Below are 13,410 nucleotides of genomic sequence, written 5' to 3'. Positions count from 1 at the left end.
AAAAATGTTAAGAAAGTTGGGGGACTTTTCAATGACAAAAAAAGAAATGAGATTGCTGATCCTTCTTGGGATTAGTATTATTTTAGCGAACCTTGTACTGCGTTTGATTCTTAGGCCTCTGCCTGAGAATATTGGTTATCTCATTAAAACGCTTGGCCTTATGTGTCTATACTATTTCCTCGTACAGAGACGCCTTGGATTAAAGATCAAATCGACTAAAAAGATACGTTGGTCTGAAACCTTAGGGGTTTGTTGGTTTCTTCTTTTGGCAGATTTCTTCTATGTTTCTGCGGTTGCTTTGGGGATCAGTAAAGCACCTCATATGATAGGAACTGCCTTGGTTATTGCCTTAGGAGCCGGGTTTTTTGAGGAATATTTTTTTCGTGGACTTTTCCTTAAACTCGCCTTCCAAGATGGTATTAGATCTTCAAAACAGGTTTTAGGAGTCGTTCTCTTGTCTGCCTTATCTTTTGGTTTGGCCCATCTCGGGAATCTCACTCATCAACCCTTGAATGCTACCCTGTTCCAAGTTTATTATGCGACAGCTATAGGAATATTCTTTGCTGCTATTTACCTACGTACTGGTAGCCTCTGGTGGACTATTATTCTGCACTGTTTGGTTGATTTTGCCAGTGTTCTTCTCTCGCAATCAACACAGGCTGCACCAGCTACAAGTATCTGGAATTTCATTTTCTGGCTACCTTTAATTGCCCTAGGACTCTTCCTTATTCGTCCTAAAAAATTGAAAGCCATTAGATATCTTAATGATTAATATTTCAAACTGCATCCCATAAGTTAGATTTTCAGTGTCTAACCTGTGGATGCAGTTTTTCATTTATCAGAACTGCTTTCTTACGACTTATCTCAATTTCCATAATTACTCCTAAAACGATTTAATCATAGAAATTTCATATCAGGTCTTCATCTATTCCTATCAGAATTTTGCTGATTTTAGACTTCTCATTTTGTTATAATATGACCTACAATCATATTTTTTCAAAGGGGATGCTTATGAATTTTCAACAATGTCGCTATGTTCAGACTATCGCTGAAACAGGGTCTTTTAGTAAGGCTGCTAAAAAACTCTTTTTGACTCAGCCTAATCTCTCAGCATCCATCCGTGACTTAGAGGAAGAACTTGGCGTCCAACTCTTTGAGCGTTCCAATACAGGAGCCAAACTAACTGATGACGGTCATGATTTTCTCAAATACGCCAAACGTATTCTTGGAGAGTTAGATCTCCTAGAGGGACGCTACCGTAAATCATTCAAGAAATCATTCACTGTTGCCAGTCACCACTACGATTTCTTATCACTTCCTATGGCTCACATTGCCCAACGTTTTCGTAGTGATTATCAAGAATTTCAACTGATTGAAACAACGACTAGGAAGATTCTCAAAAGCGTTGAAAGCTTCGAAAGTGACCTGGGGATTATTTATCTAGATGAAGACAACGACCATATCCTAGAACGCAGTTTCCAACACATGGATCTGACTTTCACCCCACTCGGAGAGTTTGAAACTAAGATTTTCTTAGGTCGCCAACATCCCCTAGCTCACAAAAAATCCCTCAACCTCAAAGATTTAGAGGGATACCCACAGGTCCGCTTTCGTCAAGAAAGCTCTGGAATCCATTTTGACGAAGATCCTCTCGAGGTTCTGCCTGACCAACAAGTGATTTACAGTAATGACCGAGGCAGTGTCATGAATTTACTCTGTGCCTCAGATAGTTACGCTTCTGGCCTCGGTATTGTTAATAGTTTCATTAAGGACCAAATTGTTTTACTTCCACTGAAGAACAGTCCAAAGCACACCTTGGGTTTTGTGACCAATAATAAACAGAAACAATCCGCAATTATTCAAGCATTTATCGAGGAAATTCAGGATAGCTTACTACCCCACCACTAAGGAGAAGAAAATGGAATTTCAAACACTTAATAATGGCATCAAAATACCTGTGCTTGGTTTTGGTGTCTGGCAAATTTTCGATCAAAAAGAATGTCAAAAAGCCGTTGAAGATGCTCTTTCTGTAGGCTTTCGATTGATTGATACTGCTAGTCTTTATCGAAATGAGGAAGCCGTGGGACGTGCTATTAAGGCATCTGGTATCCCTCGCGAGGATATTTTCCTGACTAGTAAAGCCTGGATTAGCCAGCTTGGCTACGAAGATACCAAATTAGCCCTAAAAGAAACACTTCGCAAACTAGATACTGACTATCTTGATTTATATTTGATTCATCAACCTTTTGGCGACTTACATGGTGCCTGGCGTGCTATGATTGAGCTTAAGCATGAAGAACTTATTAGAGCCATTGGTGTTTCTAACTTCTCAACAGGGCGTTTGACGGATTTTGCCTTGCAGACACCGGTCATTCCAGCAGTCAATCAAATCGAGTTGCATCCCTATAAACAACACAAACTGATTCAGAAAGCTGATAAGGAATTCGGCACCCTAACGCAAGCCTGGGCTCCTTTTCATAGAGGAGAGGATGGTATTTTTCAGGACCCAACTCTGACTGCTATTGCTGAAAAACATGGCAAGACAGTTGCCCAGGTCATCCTCAGATGGCAAACCCAACAAGGGATTTTGACCATTCCTAAAAGTACCCATATCGAACGGATGAAAGAAAACTTTAATAGCTTCGACTTCCACCTAGACCAAGCAGACCTTGACGCTATCAGTAAACTAGACCGATACCCTGATGCCTATGGTCCTGATGAAAGTGTGGAACGCATTAAGCATTTATTGAAATATAGTGTATAAAAAAACGAGTTCGACTGAACTCGTTTCAGATTGAAGACAAAGTCCTCAGAAGTTATACTTCTGGGGATTTTTCTTGCTTTGAAGGAGTATAATAAAAGAAAAAGGTATTTGATGAGGTGTTCCTATGTTTCACAAAGAAAATCCTGAATACAATCGACGTCAAGTAGGATTCTATACGCTTGATGAACTTGTGCCTAAAGACCATTTTCTAAGAAAAGTCGAGGAAACGATTGATTTCTCTTTTATTTATGATCTTGTCGAAGATAGTTATTCCTCGGATAATGGTCGCCCTAGTCTAGACCCTGTTTTATTAGTTAAAATTCCGTTGATTCAATGTTTTTATGGCATTCGTTCTATGCGCCAAACCATTAAAGATATTGAGGTGAATACGGCTTACCGTTGGTTTCTTGGCTTATCTCTGAACGATAAGGTGCCTCATTTTACAACTTACGGTAAGAACTATAGCCGACGCTTTCAAAACAAGGAAGTGTTAGCACACATTTTTAGTCATGTGCTTCATCATGTTTTGGAAGCGGGGCTCATTGATCCCTCAGAAATCTTCATTGATGGGACCCATATCAAGGCAGCTGCTAATAATCATAAGTACAAAACTGTTGTTATTGATCAAAAAGCTAAATTCATGAGTGAACAACTGGAGATTGAGATTAATTTAGATAGGAGAAAACACGCAAAAAAGCTCTTAAAGCCCGCCAAAAAAAGCGAGGCTAAACCTAAGAAACAATCAACGACAGACCCAGACAGTGGTTGGTTTCATAAGGGGGAACATAAGGAAGTCTTCGCTTACAATGCTCAAGTAGCTTGTGATAAACACGGCTGGGCCTTAGCTTATACGGTTGAAGCAGGAAACATCCATGATAGTCAGGCTTTCTCTGCTCTTTTTGTCAAACTAGAACCATTCTCACCTGAATTCATTATTGCGGATTCAGGCTATAAAACACCTAGTATTGCCAAGTTTCTTCTAGAAAAAGGGATTACACCAGTTTTCCCTTACACTAGACCAAGAGGTAAGAAAGATTTTTTACGTCCAAAAGACTTTGTCTATGACGAGCATTTTGATTGTTATCTTTGTCCAGAGAACCATGTATTAACTTATCGTACAACCACACGTGAAGGTTATCGAGAGTATAAAAGTAATCCTAAAATTTGTAAGACCTGTCCCTTGTTAGCGATTTGTACTGAAAGTCGCCAGCACCAAAAAGTTGTTGTGCGTCATATTTGGAAAGATGCCCTAGAAGTCTGTGAAGATATTCGCCATCAAAGTGGTATGAAAGAACGGTATCAACACCGGAAAGAAACGATAGAACGGTTATTCGGAACAGCTAAAGAATATCATAACTTACGTTATACCAGAGAAAAAGGAAAGTCCAAAATGGAAGCTAAGGTTGGGCTTACTTTAGCGTGTCTAAATATCAAAAAATTGGTAAAAATGATGACAGGAAAGACCTATAATTTTACCCAAATATCTCAATATTATTGGATTATAGGAGAATTAGGTAAGAATATAAAAAAGACAAACATCAAAAACGATGTTTGTCTTCATTCTGAAACGAGTTCGACTGAACTCGTTTTCTTATACACTAGGTCCTCTTAAGACTTCCCTTAAGAGTAGATGATTTCCGGTTTTAAGGAAGCAAAACTTCCAAGCACTCAACAAAGATGTGTTTCAAGCGCTTTACTCACAACCGAAGATTAGTAAAAAACAGTTTCCCAATTCAAAAAATTGATAAACTATTTTTTATGATATTTTACCCAATCACACTTCCGTTTGGAACCGATGAATCTACTGTCAAGACAGTGAGTTTGCCGTCATGTTCTGCGGAAAGAATCATACCTTGGCTGACATATTTCTTCATCATCTTACGTGGTTTGAGATTAGCCACGACTTGAAGTTTCTTGCCGACCAATTCTTGTTCGTTTGGATAGAATTTAGCAATACCTGAGAGGATTTGACGATCTTCACCGTCACCAGCGTCAAGACGGAAGCGAAGCAATTTGTCTGAACCTTCGACTTTTTCTACTTCTTTAACTTCAGCGACACGGATTTCAACCTTGTCAAAGTCATCAAATTTGATTTGGTCTTTTTCAGACTTAAGTTCAACCTCTTCTGGGTTCCATTCCTTCTCTTGAGGTTTGCCTGCGTTCATTTGAGATTGGATGTAGGCAATTTCCTCGTCCATATCCAGACGTGGGAAGATTGGAGTTCCTTTTGAAATGACTGTCACATTTTCTGGGAATCCTGAAAGTTCAAGATTTTCAAGGTCAAACGCTCCTGACAATCCGAGCTGTTCCATAATGGCATTTGAAGTGGTCATCATGAATGGTTGAATGAGGTGGGCAACGACACGAAGACTAGCAGCCAAGTGAGCCATAACTGCTGCCAATTGTTCCTTGTCACCATCTTCTTTGGCGAGAACCCATGGAGCTGTTTCATCAATATACTTATTGGTACGTGAAATGATGTTCCAAACGGCGTCCAAGGCACGTGGGAAATCTACAGCGTTCATTTGTTTGTGGAACTCTTCGATATTTTCAGCCACAACCTTAGCCAAATCAGCATCAAAGTCTGTAACGTTCTCAACATAGGCAGGCACTTGACCACCGAAATACTTGTTAATCATGGCAACTGTTCGGTTGAGGAGGTTTCCAAGGTCATTAGCCAACTCGTAGTTAATACGAGCCACATAGTCTTCTGGTGTGAAGGTACCATCTGAACCGACAGGAAGACTACGCATGAGGTAGTAACGGAGTGGATCAAGACCAAAACGTTCTACCAACATTTCTGGATAGATCACATTTCCTTTAGACTTAGACATCTTACCGTCTTTCATGACAAACCAACCGTGGGCAATCAAACGTTCTGGCAATTTAATGTTCAACATCATGAGGAGGATTGGCCAGTAGATGGAGTGGAAGCGAAGGATGTCTTTTCCGACCATGTGGAAGACAGTTCCGTTCCAGAACTTGTCAAAGTTAGCATGCTCATCCTGACCATAACCAAGAGCAGTCACATAGTTGAGAAGAGCATCCATCCAGACGTAGACCACGTGTTTAGGATTGGATGGGACTTTAACCCCCCAAGTGAAGGTTGTGCGTGACACGGCTAAGTCTTCCAAACCTGGCTCGATGAAGTTTTTAAGCATTTCATTAAGGCGACCATCCGGAGTGATGAAATCAGGATGCGATTTGAAAAATTCTACCAAGCGGTCTTGGTATTTACTGAGACGAAGGAAGTAAGATTCTTCAGATACCCATTCTACTTGGTGTCCTGATGGAGCAATACCTCCCGTTACATTTCCATCTTCATCACGGAAAACTTCCGACAGCTGACTTTCTGTAAAGAATTCCTCATCTGAGACTGAGTACCAACCAGAGTATTCACCCAAGTAAATATCATCTTGAGCAAGTAAGCGCTCAAAAACTTGTGCCACTACTTTTTCATGGTAATCATCAGTCGTACGGATGAATTTATCGTATGAGATATCCAAAAGTTGCCAGAGGTCCTTAACACCAACAGCCATACCGTCCACATACTCTTGTGGTGTGATTCCTGCTTCTTCAGCCTTTTGTTGAATCTTTTGGCCGTGTTCATCAAGCCCAGTAAGGTAGAAGACATCATAGTTCATCATACGTTTGTAACGTGCCAAGACGTCACAAGCAATGGTTGTATAGGCAGAACCAATATGCAATTTACCAGATGGGTAGTAGATAGGTGTTGTGATGTAGAATGTTTTTGTCATTTTAATTTCCTTTCATGTGTTAACAAATGGGCTAACACTGATGATATAACATCTTATTATAGCACGTTTTGGACACTAAAAAAACCAGCTAAGCTGGTTTTAAACATTACTAGTTTTGGAAGCGCTTTTTATCAGCTCTGACATCACGTTCATAGTCATAGTCTAATTTTTTCACGTCATCCTTTGAAAGACGTTTAAAGCTTCTTTCTTCTGTAAGTTTGCCTTTCTTATTATAAGTTGTGACGATCAATTTATCACCCTTAACCTTGTATCGAACGGTTTCTTCAAGAGACTCTTTGTAGGATTTAACGTAAATCTTTTTACTTTCATCGTTATCAGCCTTAGTTCGGTATTCACTTATTTTGTATTGATTATCTACCGCTTGGTCAATGACTTTAGTGTATTCAGATAGTGACATGGTTGGTTTAAGCGTTCCAGACCAAGCATCTGGACGGTATGATTCGTCAGTATCATAGTCTGTAAAGTCAACCAGATTGTTCCCGCCAGCTAAGGTATAAAAATAAAATTTAACATTATTACCTTTGACTTTAACAAAATCATGAGCCTCTAGACCACTTTTCTTGAAAGATTCCATACCATCAACCATTTTCTTCTTATCTTTATGGTAAAAGCGATAAGTTTCAAGCAGATAGGTTCCTTCAGGTATTTTACCACCTTGCAGGTGCATAAACGCATAGCCACCAAATGAAAGCGCCACTAGGACAATCGCCCCCAGTACAGAAGCAATAATAATTTTAGCTTTCTTAGACAAGCCTGTCTTAGCAGGAGCAACTTGTGAAACGGGTTGTGTTACTTGGTCACTCAACTGAGCTTGCTGTGGATTAACATCCTCGTCCCTAGACTCTTGAAAAATAAATTCCCCATTAGCTTTTGCTTGTTGGATTTCTTCCTCTGTCGGCTTACGATTATTGATCGTTTCGAAATAATCTAACCACTCTTTTTCGTTCATAAAAGTCCCCTTTTTCATTGATATTTCCATTCTACCAGAAAAAAGACTCCAAAGCTATTTGACTATTTTCATATAAAGAAAAGCGATACCAGAATGGAGTTTTAGCTCTTCTTCTTGTACCACTTTACTCATTTACATCATTGGCTGATTAAATTTTATCACTAGATTTTTTACTACTATCACTTGAATCTGATTTTGATCCACTATTCTTACCGTCATTATATCCGCCATAGGTGTCACCATAGTCATTACCATAACCATAGCCGTAATCGTAGCCATAACCATAACCGTAGTCACTATATTCGTCATACTTGTCACTAATCTCTTTTAGGTCTTTCTTGTAATCCTTAACGGCATCATCATAATCATCCTTACGTTCTTCACCATCTTCCCGGCTCATTAGCTTATAGGTAGTAGTCATTTTTAACTTACCCTTTTTATCATAAATATTAAGCGTAAATTCATCGCCATGTTTTACGTAAGTGCGTGTTTCTTTAAGAGTATCTTTATATTCACTAACTGCTGTTTTTACAGTTTTCTTAACATCATCTTTTGAGTAGAAAGAATACTCTTTAGACATTTTTTTCATATAATCAGTGACAATATCTTTAACATCATCTGCACTAAGTACTTGACTTTGAGTTCTGTTCCAAGGATCAAATTTCTGAGGAATCGATTTCTCATTTTGAATTAGACTAATTGAAGATTTCCCATCGCTTTCTAAATAATTGTAATGATTAGATTGATTTTTCTTTACAACTAAAAAATCTAACAATTTTGTGTCTTCATCCTTGTATTCTTTAATGCCGTCGACCATTCTATTCTTATCTTCATTGTAATAAGAAAAACTTACTACCTCATATGTTCCATCCGCAATCTTACCTGATTGGTAGCGCCATAGTGAGTAGCCCCCAACAATAAGTAAAATCGCTGCTAAGGAACCAAAGACTGATGCCAAAATAATCTTAGTTTTCTTAGACATACCTTTTTTAGCAGGTGCGACTTGTTGGAAGGTTGCTGTTGTTTGGGCAAACTGAGGCTGCTGCGTCATCGTTATCACAGGTTCAGCTGGCTTAATCGGTCTTTGCTCCGTCACCTGTCCATTTGAGCCAAAGACATTAGGTCGTTCAAGGATAAACTCGCCTGCTGCCTGAGCTTGAGCTAACTCTGCGGGAGTTGGTTTGCGACCGTTGACTAATTCAAAGTACTCAATCCACTCTTGCTGGTTCATAATAATCTCCTTTTTTATTGGTCTACCGTTCTATTGTACCAAAATAAATGGTGAAATAGTATTTGACAATTATCATAAAGACTGTAAGGTTTTTTAATAAAACATTAGGTTATGATTCCCGATAGTAAAGAGGTACTTGCTCGGTAAGCGGTTCAACGCCAGATGGCATAATCCCCATAATGCTCCCTGTATTTATAATGCTTCAAGGCATACTCATAATCCCAATCATAACCACTTTTGACCTCTTTGGCTTCCTCTGAGCTCAATCGTTTAAAAGTTCTACGCGACTCAATATGTCCATCATTAGCATAAACAGTCAGAACGAGACCATTAGGGAGCTTTTCATAAGTTCTTTTTTGCTTCAACATTTTTTTTATAATCGTCTATACACCTTTGGACAGATACTTCTTTTACTCTTGAATACTCCTCTCCCTTTTTAGAAATCTTATCAATATGAGACATCACTAGAGCTTTATATTCAGAGACTGTTAAATCCTGTTTTAAAGTCCCTGTACGTGGGTCAAAAGTCTGTGGGAGCTTTTCATCGTGCTCAAATGGTGAGACAGAAGGTTCCCCATCCCCATAAAAAACATAATAAAATTGAGATTTCATATTCTCAACTACTATAAAATCCTCATATAAGCTATCATTATTCTCTCCCCGCTTAGTCCGATTTATCAATTCATTGGAATATGCCGATTTAGTCTCGTATTTTATCATCTAATAAGTACCGTCTGGAATATAGTTCTCTTGATACTTCCAAAATCTTCCCTCTCCTATGGCTATCAAGACTGTCGCAACAAATCCAAGCAATACAATGATAGCAATCTTCCATTTTTTTGCTTTAGTCATACCTCTCCCCCCTTACTGGCCTGTTATTCAATACTATTTTACCAAAACTAGGGGAAAAGCTAATGACATGACTGTAAAGGAAAAAGAGGCTGAGAATACTACTCTCAAACCTCTTTTTAGCTATTTATTTTTTAAGATCCTCAGCACCAATAACTGGGTATTCAGTCAATCCTGACGCTGTTTCTTCTTCAACCTTGTTTGTTTCCTCTGATTTTTCCCCAAAGTCAACTTTAGGTGCATCTTTTTCATAAGCATTAATGATATCAGCCACAACTGGGTGACGTACGACATCGCTAGCAGAGAAGTGAACAAAATCAATAGCCTTGATTCCCTTCAATTTCTCCATAGCATCGACAAGGCCTGATTTAACACGACGTGGCAAGTCAATCTGACTCATGTCCCCATTGACAATCATCTTAGAATTAAAACCAAGACGAGTCAAGAACATCTTCATTTGCATGATGGTTGTATTTTGTGCCTCATCAAGAATAACAAAGGCATCCTCGAGGGTACGACCACGCATATAAGCGAGGGGGGCAATCTCAATAATTTCACGTTCCATAAGGCGGGTCGTTTGTTCTTTACCAAGAATTTGATAAAGGGCATCATAGACAGGACGAAGGTAAGGATCCACCTTTTCCTTAAGATCACCAGGCAAGAAACCGAGGCTCTCTCCTGCCTCAACTGCTGGACGTGTCAGAACAATACGTTTAACCTGACCACGTTTAAGGGCTGTAACCGCAAGGGTAACCGCTAAAAAGGTCTTCCCTGTACCAGCTGGACCAATCCCAAAGACCACATCATGGTTTTTAATGGTATCAACATAAACCTTTTGCCCCAAGGTCTTCACTCGGATTGGTTTGCCACTATTGTCCTTAATAATTTCTTCTTCGTAAAGGGCAACAAACTTGTCAATCGAACCATCTTGAGCCATGGTTAAGGCTGCGACAACATCTGAAGTGTTGACTAGCATTCCACGCTCCACTAAAACAAGGAGGGCTTGAATGGTCAAACGGGCCAATTCAACACTTTCCTCGTCATCACCAAGGATTTGCACACGCTCTGTTCGAGCATGAATGATAACATTTAGGTTTTCTTCAATAAGTTTTAGATGGCGCTCATTGGTCCCAAAAAGTGACAAGACATCATCTGGGTGATTTAGGGTAATTTCAACAGAATACTCTTGCAAATAGAGTTCCTCTTTCTTTCGTCTTTTTCTCCATTATATCAAAAAAATCACGCCAAGCGTGACTTTTTGTAATTCTTAATTATGCGTTAAATGATACGTGAACGTGGTCATAGTGGTTTTCAGTAATGCTACCACGGTCAGGCATTTGGTTCCAAGTGTTTGCTGGTCCGTAGATATTATCTACTGGTGCGTAGAATTGTTGTCTGTAGATGATATATGAGATACCTGCATTTGAGATATTGTCTACTGCATATTGAGCGACTTGATTACCAACTTCTGAACCAACTGGAACCATAACGTCAACGGCAAGTCCTTGACCATGGTCTTGTGGATCACCTTCACGGTAACCACCGATATCAGTAAGACCGAATTGTGCTGCTACATCTTGACGGAAAGCTTCAGCTTGTGGTTGAAGGTGTGGATCCGTTGGAAGTGTATTCGTTGATGCAGGTTGTACTGCTGGTGCCTCTGAAGCTACTGGTGCTTCTGATGCTACTTCTGATGTTGCTGCTGGTTCTGCCGCTGGCTGTTCTGCTGGCGCTTCTGAAGTCGCTGGTGCTTCTGAAGACGCTTCTGATGTTGCTGCTGGTTCTACCGCTGGAGCTTCTTCTTTTACTTCAGGTTGTGCTGGTGTTTCAGCAGCTGGAGTAGTTTCTGCTTCAGGTGTAGCCTCTGCTGACGCAGTGACATGATCAATAGCATCAGCAACTGGTTGTTCAGTTTCTGCGTATGCTGGTGCTTCTGATGCTGATGCGATAGCTTCTGTTACTTCTGAAACAGCTTGAGTTGACTCTTCTGTAGCAGGTACTTGAGTAGCTGTTGTGCTTACTGTTTCAACTGGAGCTGTCAAGTCCGCTGCAACTACAGATTGACCATTTACAGTCACTTCGTTAGTTGTCAAATTAGCTTCTGCAACCACAGGTGTAGTTGATGTTTCTGAAGCTGGAGTTTCAACTTTAACAGAGACAGCTTGATTATCAGCATTGTATGTTGTTGTCAAGACTGTCCCAGGGTAAATCAAATCAATGTTTGTGATTTGATTGATGTTAGCCAAAACATTCACATCGATACCCATTGCTTCAGCGATACTTCCCAAAGTATCACCGTATTGAACTGTATAAGTTTGTTGGTTATCACTTACAGCGATATCTGCTTTGATTTGATCTACTGAACGTGCCACCCAGTTTGAAGTTTCATCGGCATGTACATGACTTGCAGCAAAAAGTGAAAGTGCAGCGGTCGAGTAAAGAAGTGCCTTTGTTGTTTTAGATTTTGATAACATGTATAATTCATTCCTTTTTTAACAATTTTAACATATACAATAATACCACACTTTTTGTCAAAAGAGGGGTGATTTACTGCACTTTAAAGCAATTACTAACTAGTTGTAACAAGCCTAATTTATTGAAAAAAAGCTGAGATATTTGTAAAAAATTGTAACAATTCATACCAATTCAAATGGTAATTACTTTTTAAAGAAAATGCTAAAAGTCATTATGCTTATCGTAGACTTAGTCGCTATTAATGAGCCAGATAATCTTCCCAAATCTGGTCAAACTGCCCCAAATTAAAGGAAAAACTAGCTTGATCTTCCAAGTAACGACTAACTTCTTCGAAGTCATCAGTATGCTTCGGGAAGGTTGAATCTTCAAAAGCCAAGTCAGCCAAGATTGCTACTGGTTCATTGGATTTCGGATTACGCTGGGCCATCAACCAAGTATAAAAGGATTTTCTCATGCCTTCTCCTAACCGATTAATTCTGTTCCAAACTGGTCTTGTTTGACTTTTTTAGCCTTCATCAGACCACCTAAAGCTTTCTTAAATTGTCCCTTAGAAATACCGAAGGTTGCCTTGATATCTGCTGGTGATGACTTGTCATTAAGCGTCATAAAGCCACCATTGCTCTCTAAATAAGTCAAAATCATCTGAGCATCATTTTCAAGCATTTCAAAAGAACGTGGTTTAAGAGAAAGATTGAGGGTACGGTCAACTTCTCTGAACCCAATCACACGCGCTTCAAGGACCTGACCTAAGCGTGGCTCAGCATAACGTTCTGAGGGATGGATGAAACCAAGCATGTTATTCTCTGGTAGATAAACAAAGGTTCCTGAGAGTTTGAGACGGTAGGCAATGGCTGGCCATTTTTGGTTTTGCATATTATCGTAAGCGGGACCAGCCATACGTTGAAAGACCTCAGGTTCAGCAGGAAGCCCCCAAATACGGTCTTTTTTATCCACATCGAGTTTGATATAGAGCTTGTCACCTTTCTTAGGCCAAAGCTCTTTGAGTTCCGGTAAAACATCAAGAGAGACAACAATCTCCTTATCTGGAATTCCCACATCTACAAAGACACCCAAATCCTTACGAACTTCAGTGACCTCTCCCCAATCGTAAGAATCACGAGTTGCTTTGATTTCCTTTTGAGTCAGACGTGATTTTTGCTTGCTATCTGTATAGGCGAAACCTGTCACCATGTCACCAATGGCGTGTTCCCCTTCTTCTTTAGACAAGGCAAAGGTCACACCGTCCTTTTGAACAAAATAAAATTTGTCATTTTCATCTGTTACTAGGGCAGTAATAATTGTTCCAAGTAATGTATTCATCTTTTTCCTCTAAAAAGAGAGTCGGACAAGGAAGCTAACATAG

The 13,410-nt window shown here is 39.6% G+C and carries 14 protein-coding genes; 4 read left to right on the top strand and 10 right to left on the bottom strand.

Annotated elements, in window-relative coordinates; genetic code table 11:
* Positions 1-31 precede the first annotated feature (31 nt).
* From V471_RS05020 to V471_RS05005, 4 genes are all read left to right on the top strand, one after another.
* On the top strand, positions 32-772 hold the full coding sequence (locus tag V471_RS05020) for a CPBP family intramembrane glutamic endopeptidase (RefSeq protein ID WP_002886723.1): 741 nt from the start codon (positions 32-34) through the stop codon (positions 770-772).
* A 239-nt stretch (positions 773-1,011) separates the two neighbouring features.
* Entirely contained in the window at positions 1,012-1,908 is an 897-nt protein-coding gene (locus V471_RS05015) for a LysR family transcriptional regulator (RefSeq protein WP_002885507.1), read from the top strand.
* A gap of 10 nt (positions 1,909-1,918) precedes the next feature.
* Positions 1,919-2,764, top strand: coding sequence for an aldo/keto reductase (locus V471_RS05010; RefSeq protein ID WP_002886720.1), 846 nt, complete (start codon positions 1,919-1,921; stop codon positions 2,762-2,764).
* Between the two features lie 124 nt (positions 2,765-2,888).
* Positions 2,889-4,376, top strand: a complete 1,488-nt coding sequence (locus V471_RS05005) for an IS1182 family transposase (protein WP_084871166.1) — start codon at positions 2,889-2,891, stop codon at positions 4,374-4,376.
* A gap of 154 nt (positions 4,377-4,530) precedes the next feature.
* On the opposite strand, the gene metG is transcribed toward V471_RS05005, so the two are convergent.
* The 10 genes from metG to cvfB form a co-directional block, all read right to left on the bottom strand.
* Positions 4,531-6,522, bottom strand: coding sequence for a methionine--tRNA ligase (gene metG, locus V471_RS05000; RefSeq protein ID WP_002886717.1), 1,992 nt, complete (start codon positions 6,520-6,522; stop codon positions 4,531-4,533).
* A 109-nt stretch (positions 6,523-6,631) separates the two neighbouring features.
* Complete coding sequence (locus V471_RS04995; RefSeq protein ID WP_014633530.1) at positions 6,632-7,510, bottom strand: flagellar basal body-associated FliL family protein; 879 nt, start codon at positions 7,508-7,510, stop codon at positions 6,632-6,634.
* Positions 7,511-7,640: 130 nt separating this feature from the next.
* Positions 7,641-8,723 carry a zinc ribbon domain-containing protein gene (locus V471_RS04990; RefSeq protein WP_084871165.1) on the bottom strand — a complete coding sequence of 361 codons (1,083 nt, stop codon included), beginning with the start codon at positions 8,721-8,723 and terminating at the stop codon, positions 7,641-7,643.
* Between the two features lie 152 nt (positions 8,724-8,875).
* Positions 8,876-9,091, bottom strand: a complete 216-nt coding sequence (locus tag V471_RS11195; RefSeq protein ID WP_232326841.1) for a hypothetical protein — start codon at positions 9,089-9,091, stop codon at positions 8,876-8,878.
* Entirely contained in the window at positions 9,066-9,335 is a 270-nt protein-coding gene (locus tag V471_RS11190; RefSeq protein ID WP_232326840.1) for a hypothetical protein, read from the bottom strand. Before V471_RS11190 ends, V471_RS11195 begins: the two co-directional genes overlap by 26 nt.
* Positions 9,336-9,443: 108 nt before the next feature.
* On the bottom strand, positions 9,444-9,575 hold the full coding sequence (locus tag V471_RS11305; RefSeq protein ID WP_002886713.1) for a hypothetical protein: 132 nt from the start codon (positions 9,573-9,575) through the stop codon (positions 9,444-9,446).
* 124 nt (positions 9,576-9,699) lie between these two features.
* Positions 9,700-10,764, bottom strand: a complete 1,065-nt coding sequence (locus tag V471_RS04980) for a PhoH family protein (RefSeq protein WP_084871164.1) — start codon at positions 10,762-10,764, stop codon at positions 9,700-9,702.
* Between the two features lie 79 nt (positions 10,765-10,843).
* On the bottom strand, positions 10,844-12,046 hold the full coding sequence (locus tag V471_RS04975) for a LysM peptidoglycan-binding domain-containing protein (RefSeq protein WP_084871163.1): 1,203 nt from the start codon (positions 12,044-12,046) through the stop codon (positions 10,844-10,846).
* A gap of 239 nt (positions 12,047-12,285) precedes the next feature.
* Positions 12,286-12,501 carry a YozE family protein gene (locus V471_RS04970; RefSeq protein WP_002885591.1) on the bottom strand — a complete coding sequence of 72 codons (216 nt, stop codon included), beginning with the start codon at positions 12,499-12,501 and terminating at the stop codon, positions 12,286-12,288.
* An 8-nt stretch (positions 12,502-12,509) separates the two neighbouring features.
* Positions 12,510-13,367 carry an RNA-binding virulence regulatory protein CvfB gene (gene cvfB, locus V471_RS04965; RefSeq protein WP_002886710.1) on the bottom strand — a complete coding sequence of 286 codons (858 nt, stop codon included), beginning with the start codon at positions 13,365-13,367 and terminating at the stop codon, positions 12,510-12,512.
* Between the last annotated feature and the right edge of the window lie 43 nt (positions 13,368-13,410).

Source organism: Streptococcus salivarius (assembly GCF_002094975.1).
GTDB classification, from domain to species: Bacteria; Bacillota; Bacilli; order Lactobacillales; family Streptococcaceae; genus Streptococcus; species Streptococcus salivarius_D.
The sequence above is the reverse complement of the archived record's forward strand: the minus strand, read 5'-3'. Positions and strand labels throughout refer to the sequence as shown.

Coding starts and splice junctions, on each gene's coding strand:
- V471_RS05020 (WP_002886723.1), top strand. CDS start 32: ATGACAAAAAAAGAAATGAGATTGCTGATCCTTCTTGGGATTAGTATT.
- V471_RS05015 (WP_002885507.1), top strand. CDS start 1,012: ATGAATTTTCAACAATGTCGCTATGTTCAGACTATCGCTGAAACAGGG.
- V471_RS05010 (WP_002886720.1), top strand. CDS start 1,919: ATGGAATTTCAAACACTTAATAATGGCATCAAAATACCTGTGCTTGGT.
- V471_RS05005 (WP_084871166.1), top strand. CDS start 2,889: ATGTTTCACAAAGAAAATCCTGAATACAATCGACGTCAAGTAGGATTC.
- metG (WP_002886717.1), bottom strand. CDS start 6,522: ATGACAAAAACATTCTACATCACAACACCTATCTACTACCCATCTGGT.
- V471_RS04995 (WP_014633530.1), bottom strand. CDS start 7,510: ATGAAAAAGGGGACTTTTATGAACGAAAAAGAGTGGTTAGATTATTTC.
- V471_RS04990 (WP_084871165.1), bottom strand. CDS start 8,723: ATGAACCAGCAAGAGTGGATTGAGTACTTTGAATTAGTCAACGGTCGC.
- V471_RS11195 (WP_232326841.1), bottom strand. CDS start 9,091: ATGTTGAAGCAAAAAAGAACTTATGAAAAGCTCCCTAATGGTCTCGTT.
- V471_RS11190 (WP_232326840.1), bottom strand. CDS start 9,335: ATGAAATCTCAATTTTATTATGTTTTTTATGGGGATGGGGAACCTTCT.
- V471_RS11305 (WP_002886713.1), bottom strand. CDS start 9,575: ATGACTAAAGCAAAAAAATGGAAGATTGCTATCATTGTATTGCTTGGA.
- V471_RS04975 (WP_084871163.1), bottom strand. CDS start 12,046: ATGTTATCAAAATCTAAAACAACAAAGGCACTTCTTTACTCGACCGCT.
- V471_RS04970 (WP_002885591.1), bottom strand. CDS start 12,501: ATGAGAAAATCCTTTTATACTTGGTTGATGGCCCAGCGTAATCCGAAA.
- cvfB (WP_002886710.1), bottom strand. CDS start 13,367: ATGAATACATTACTTGGAACAATTATTACTGCCCTAGTAACAGATGAA.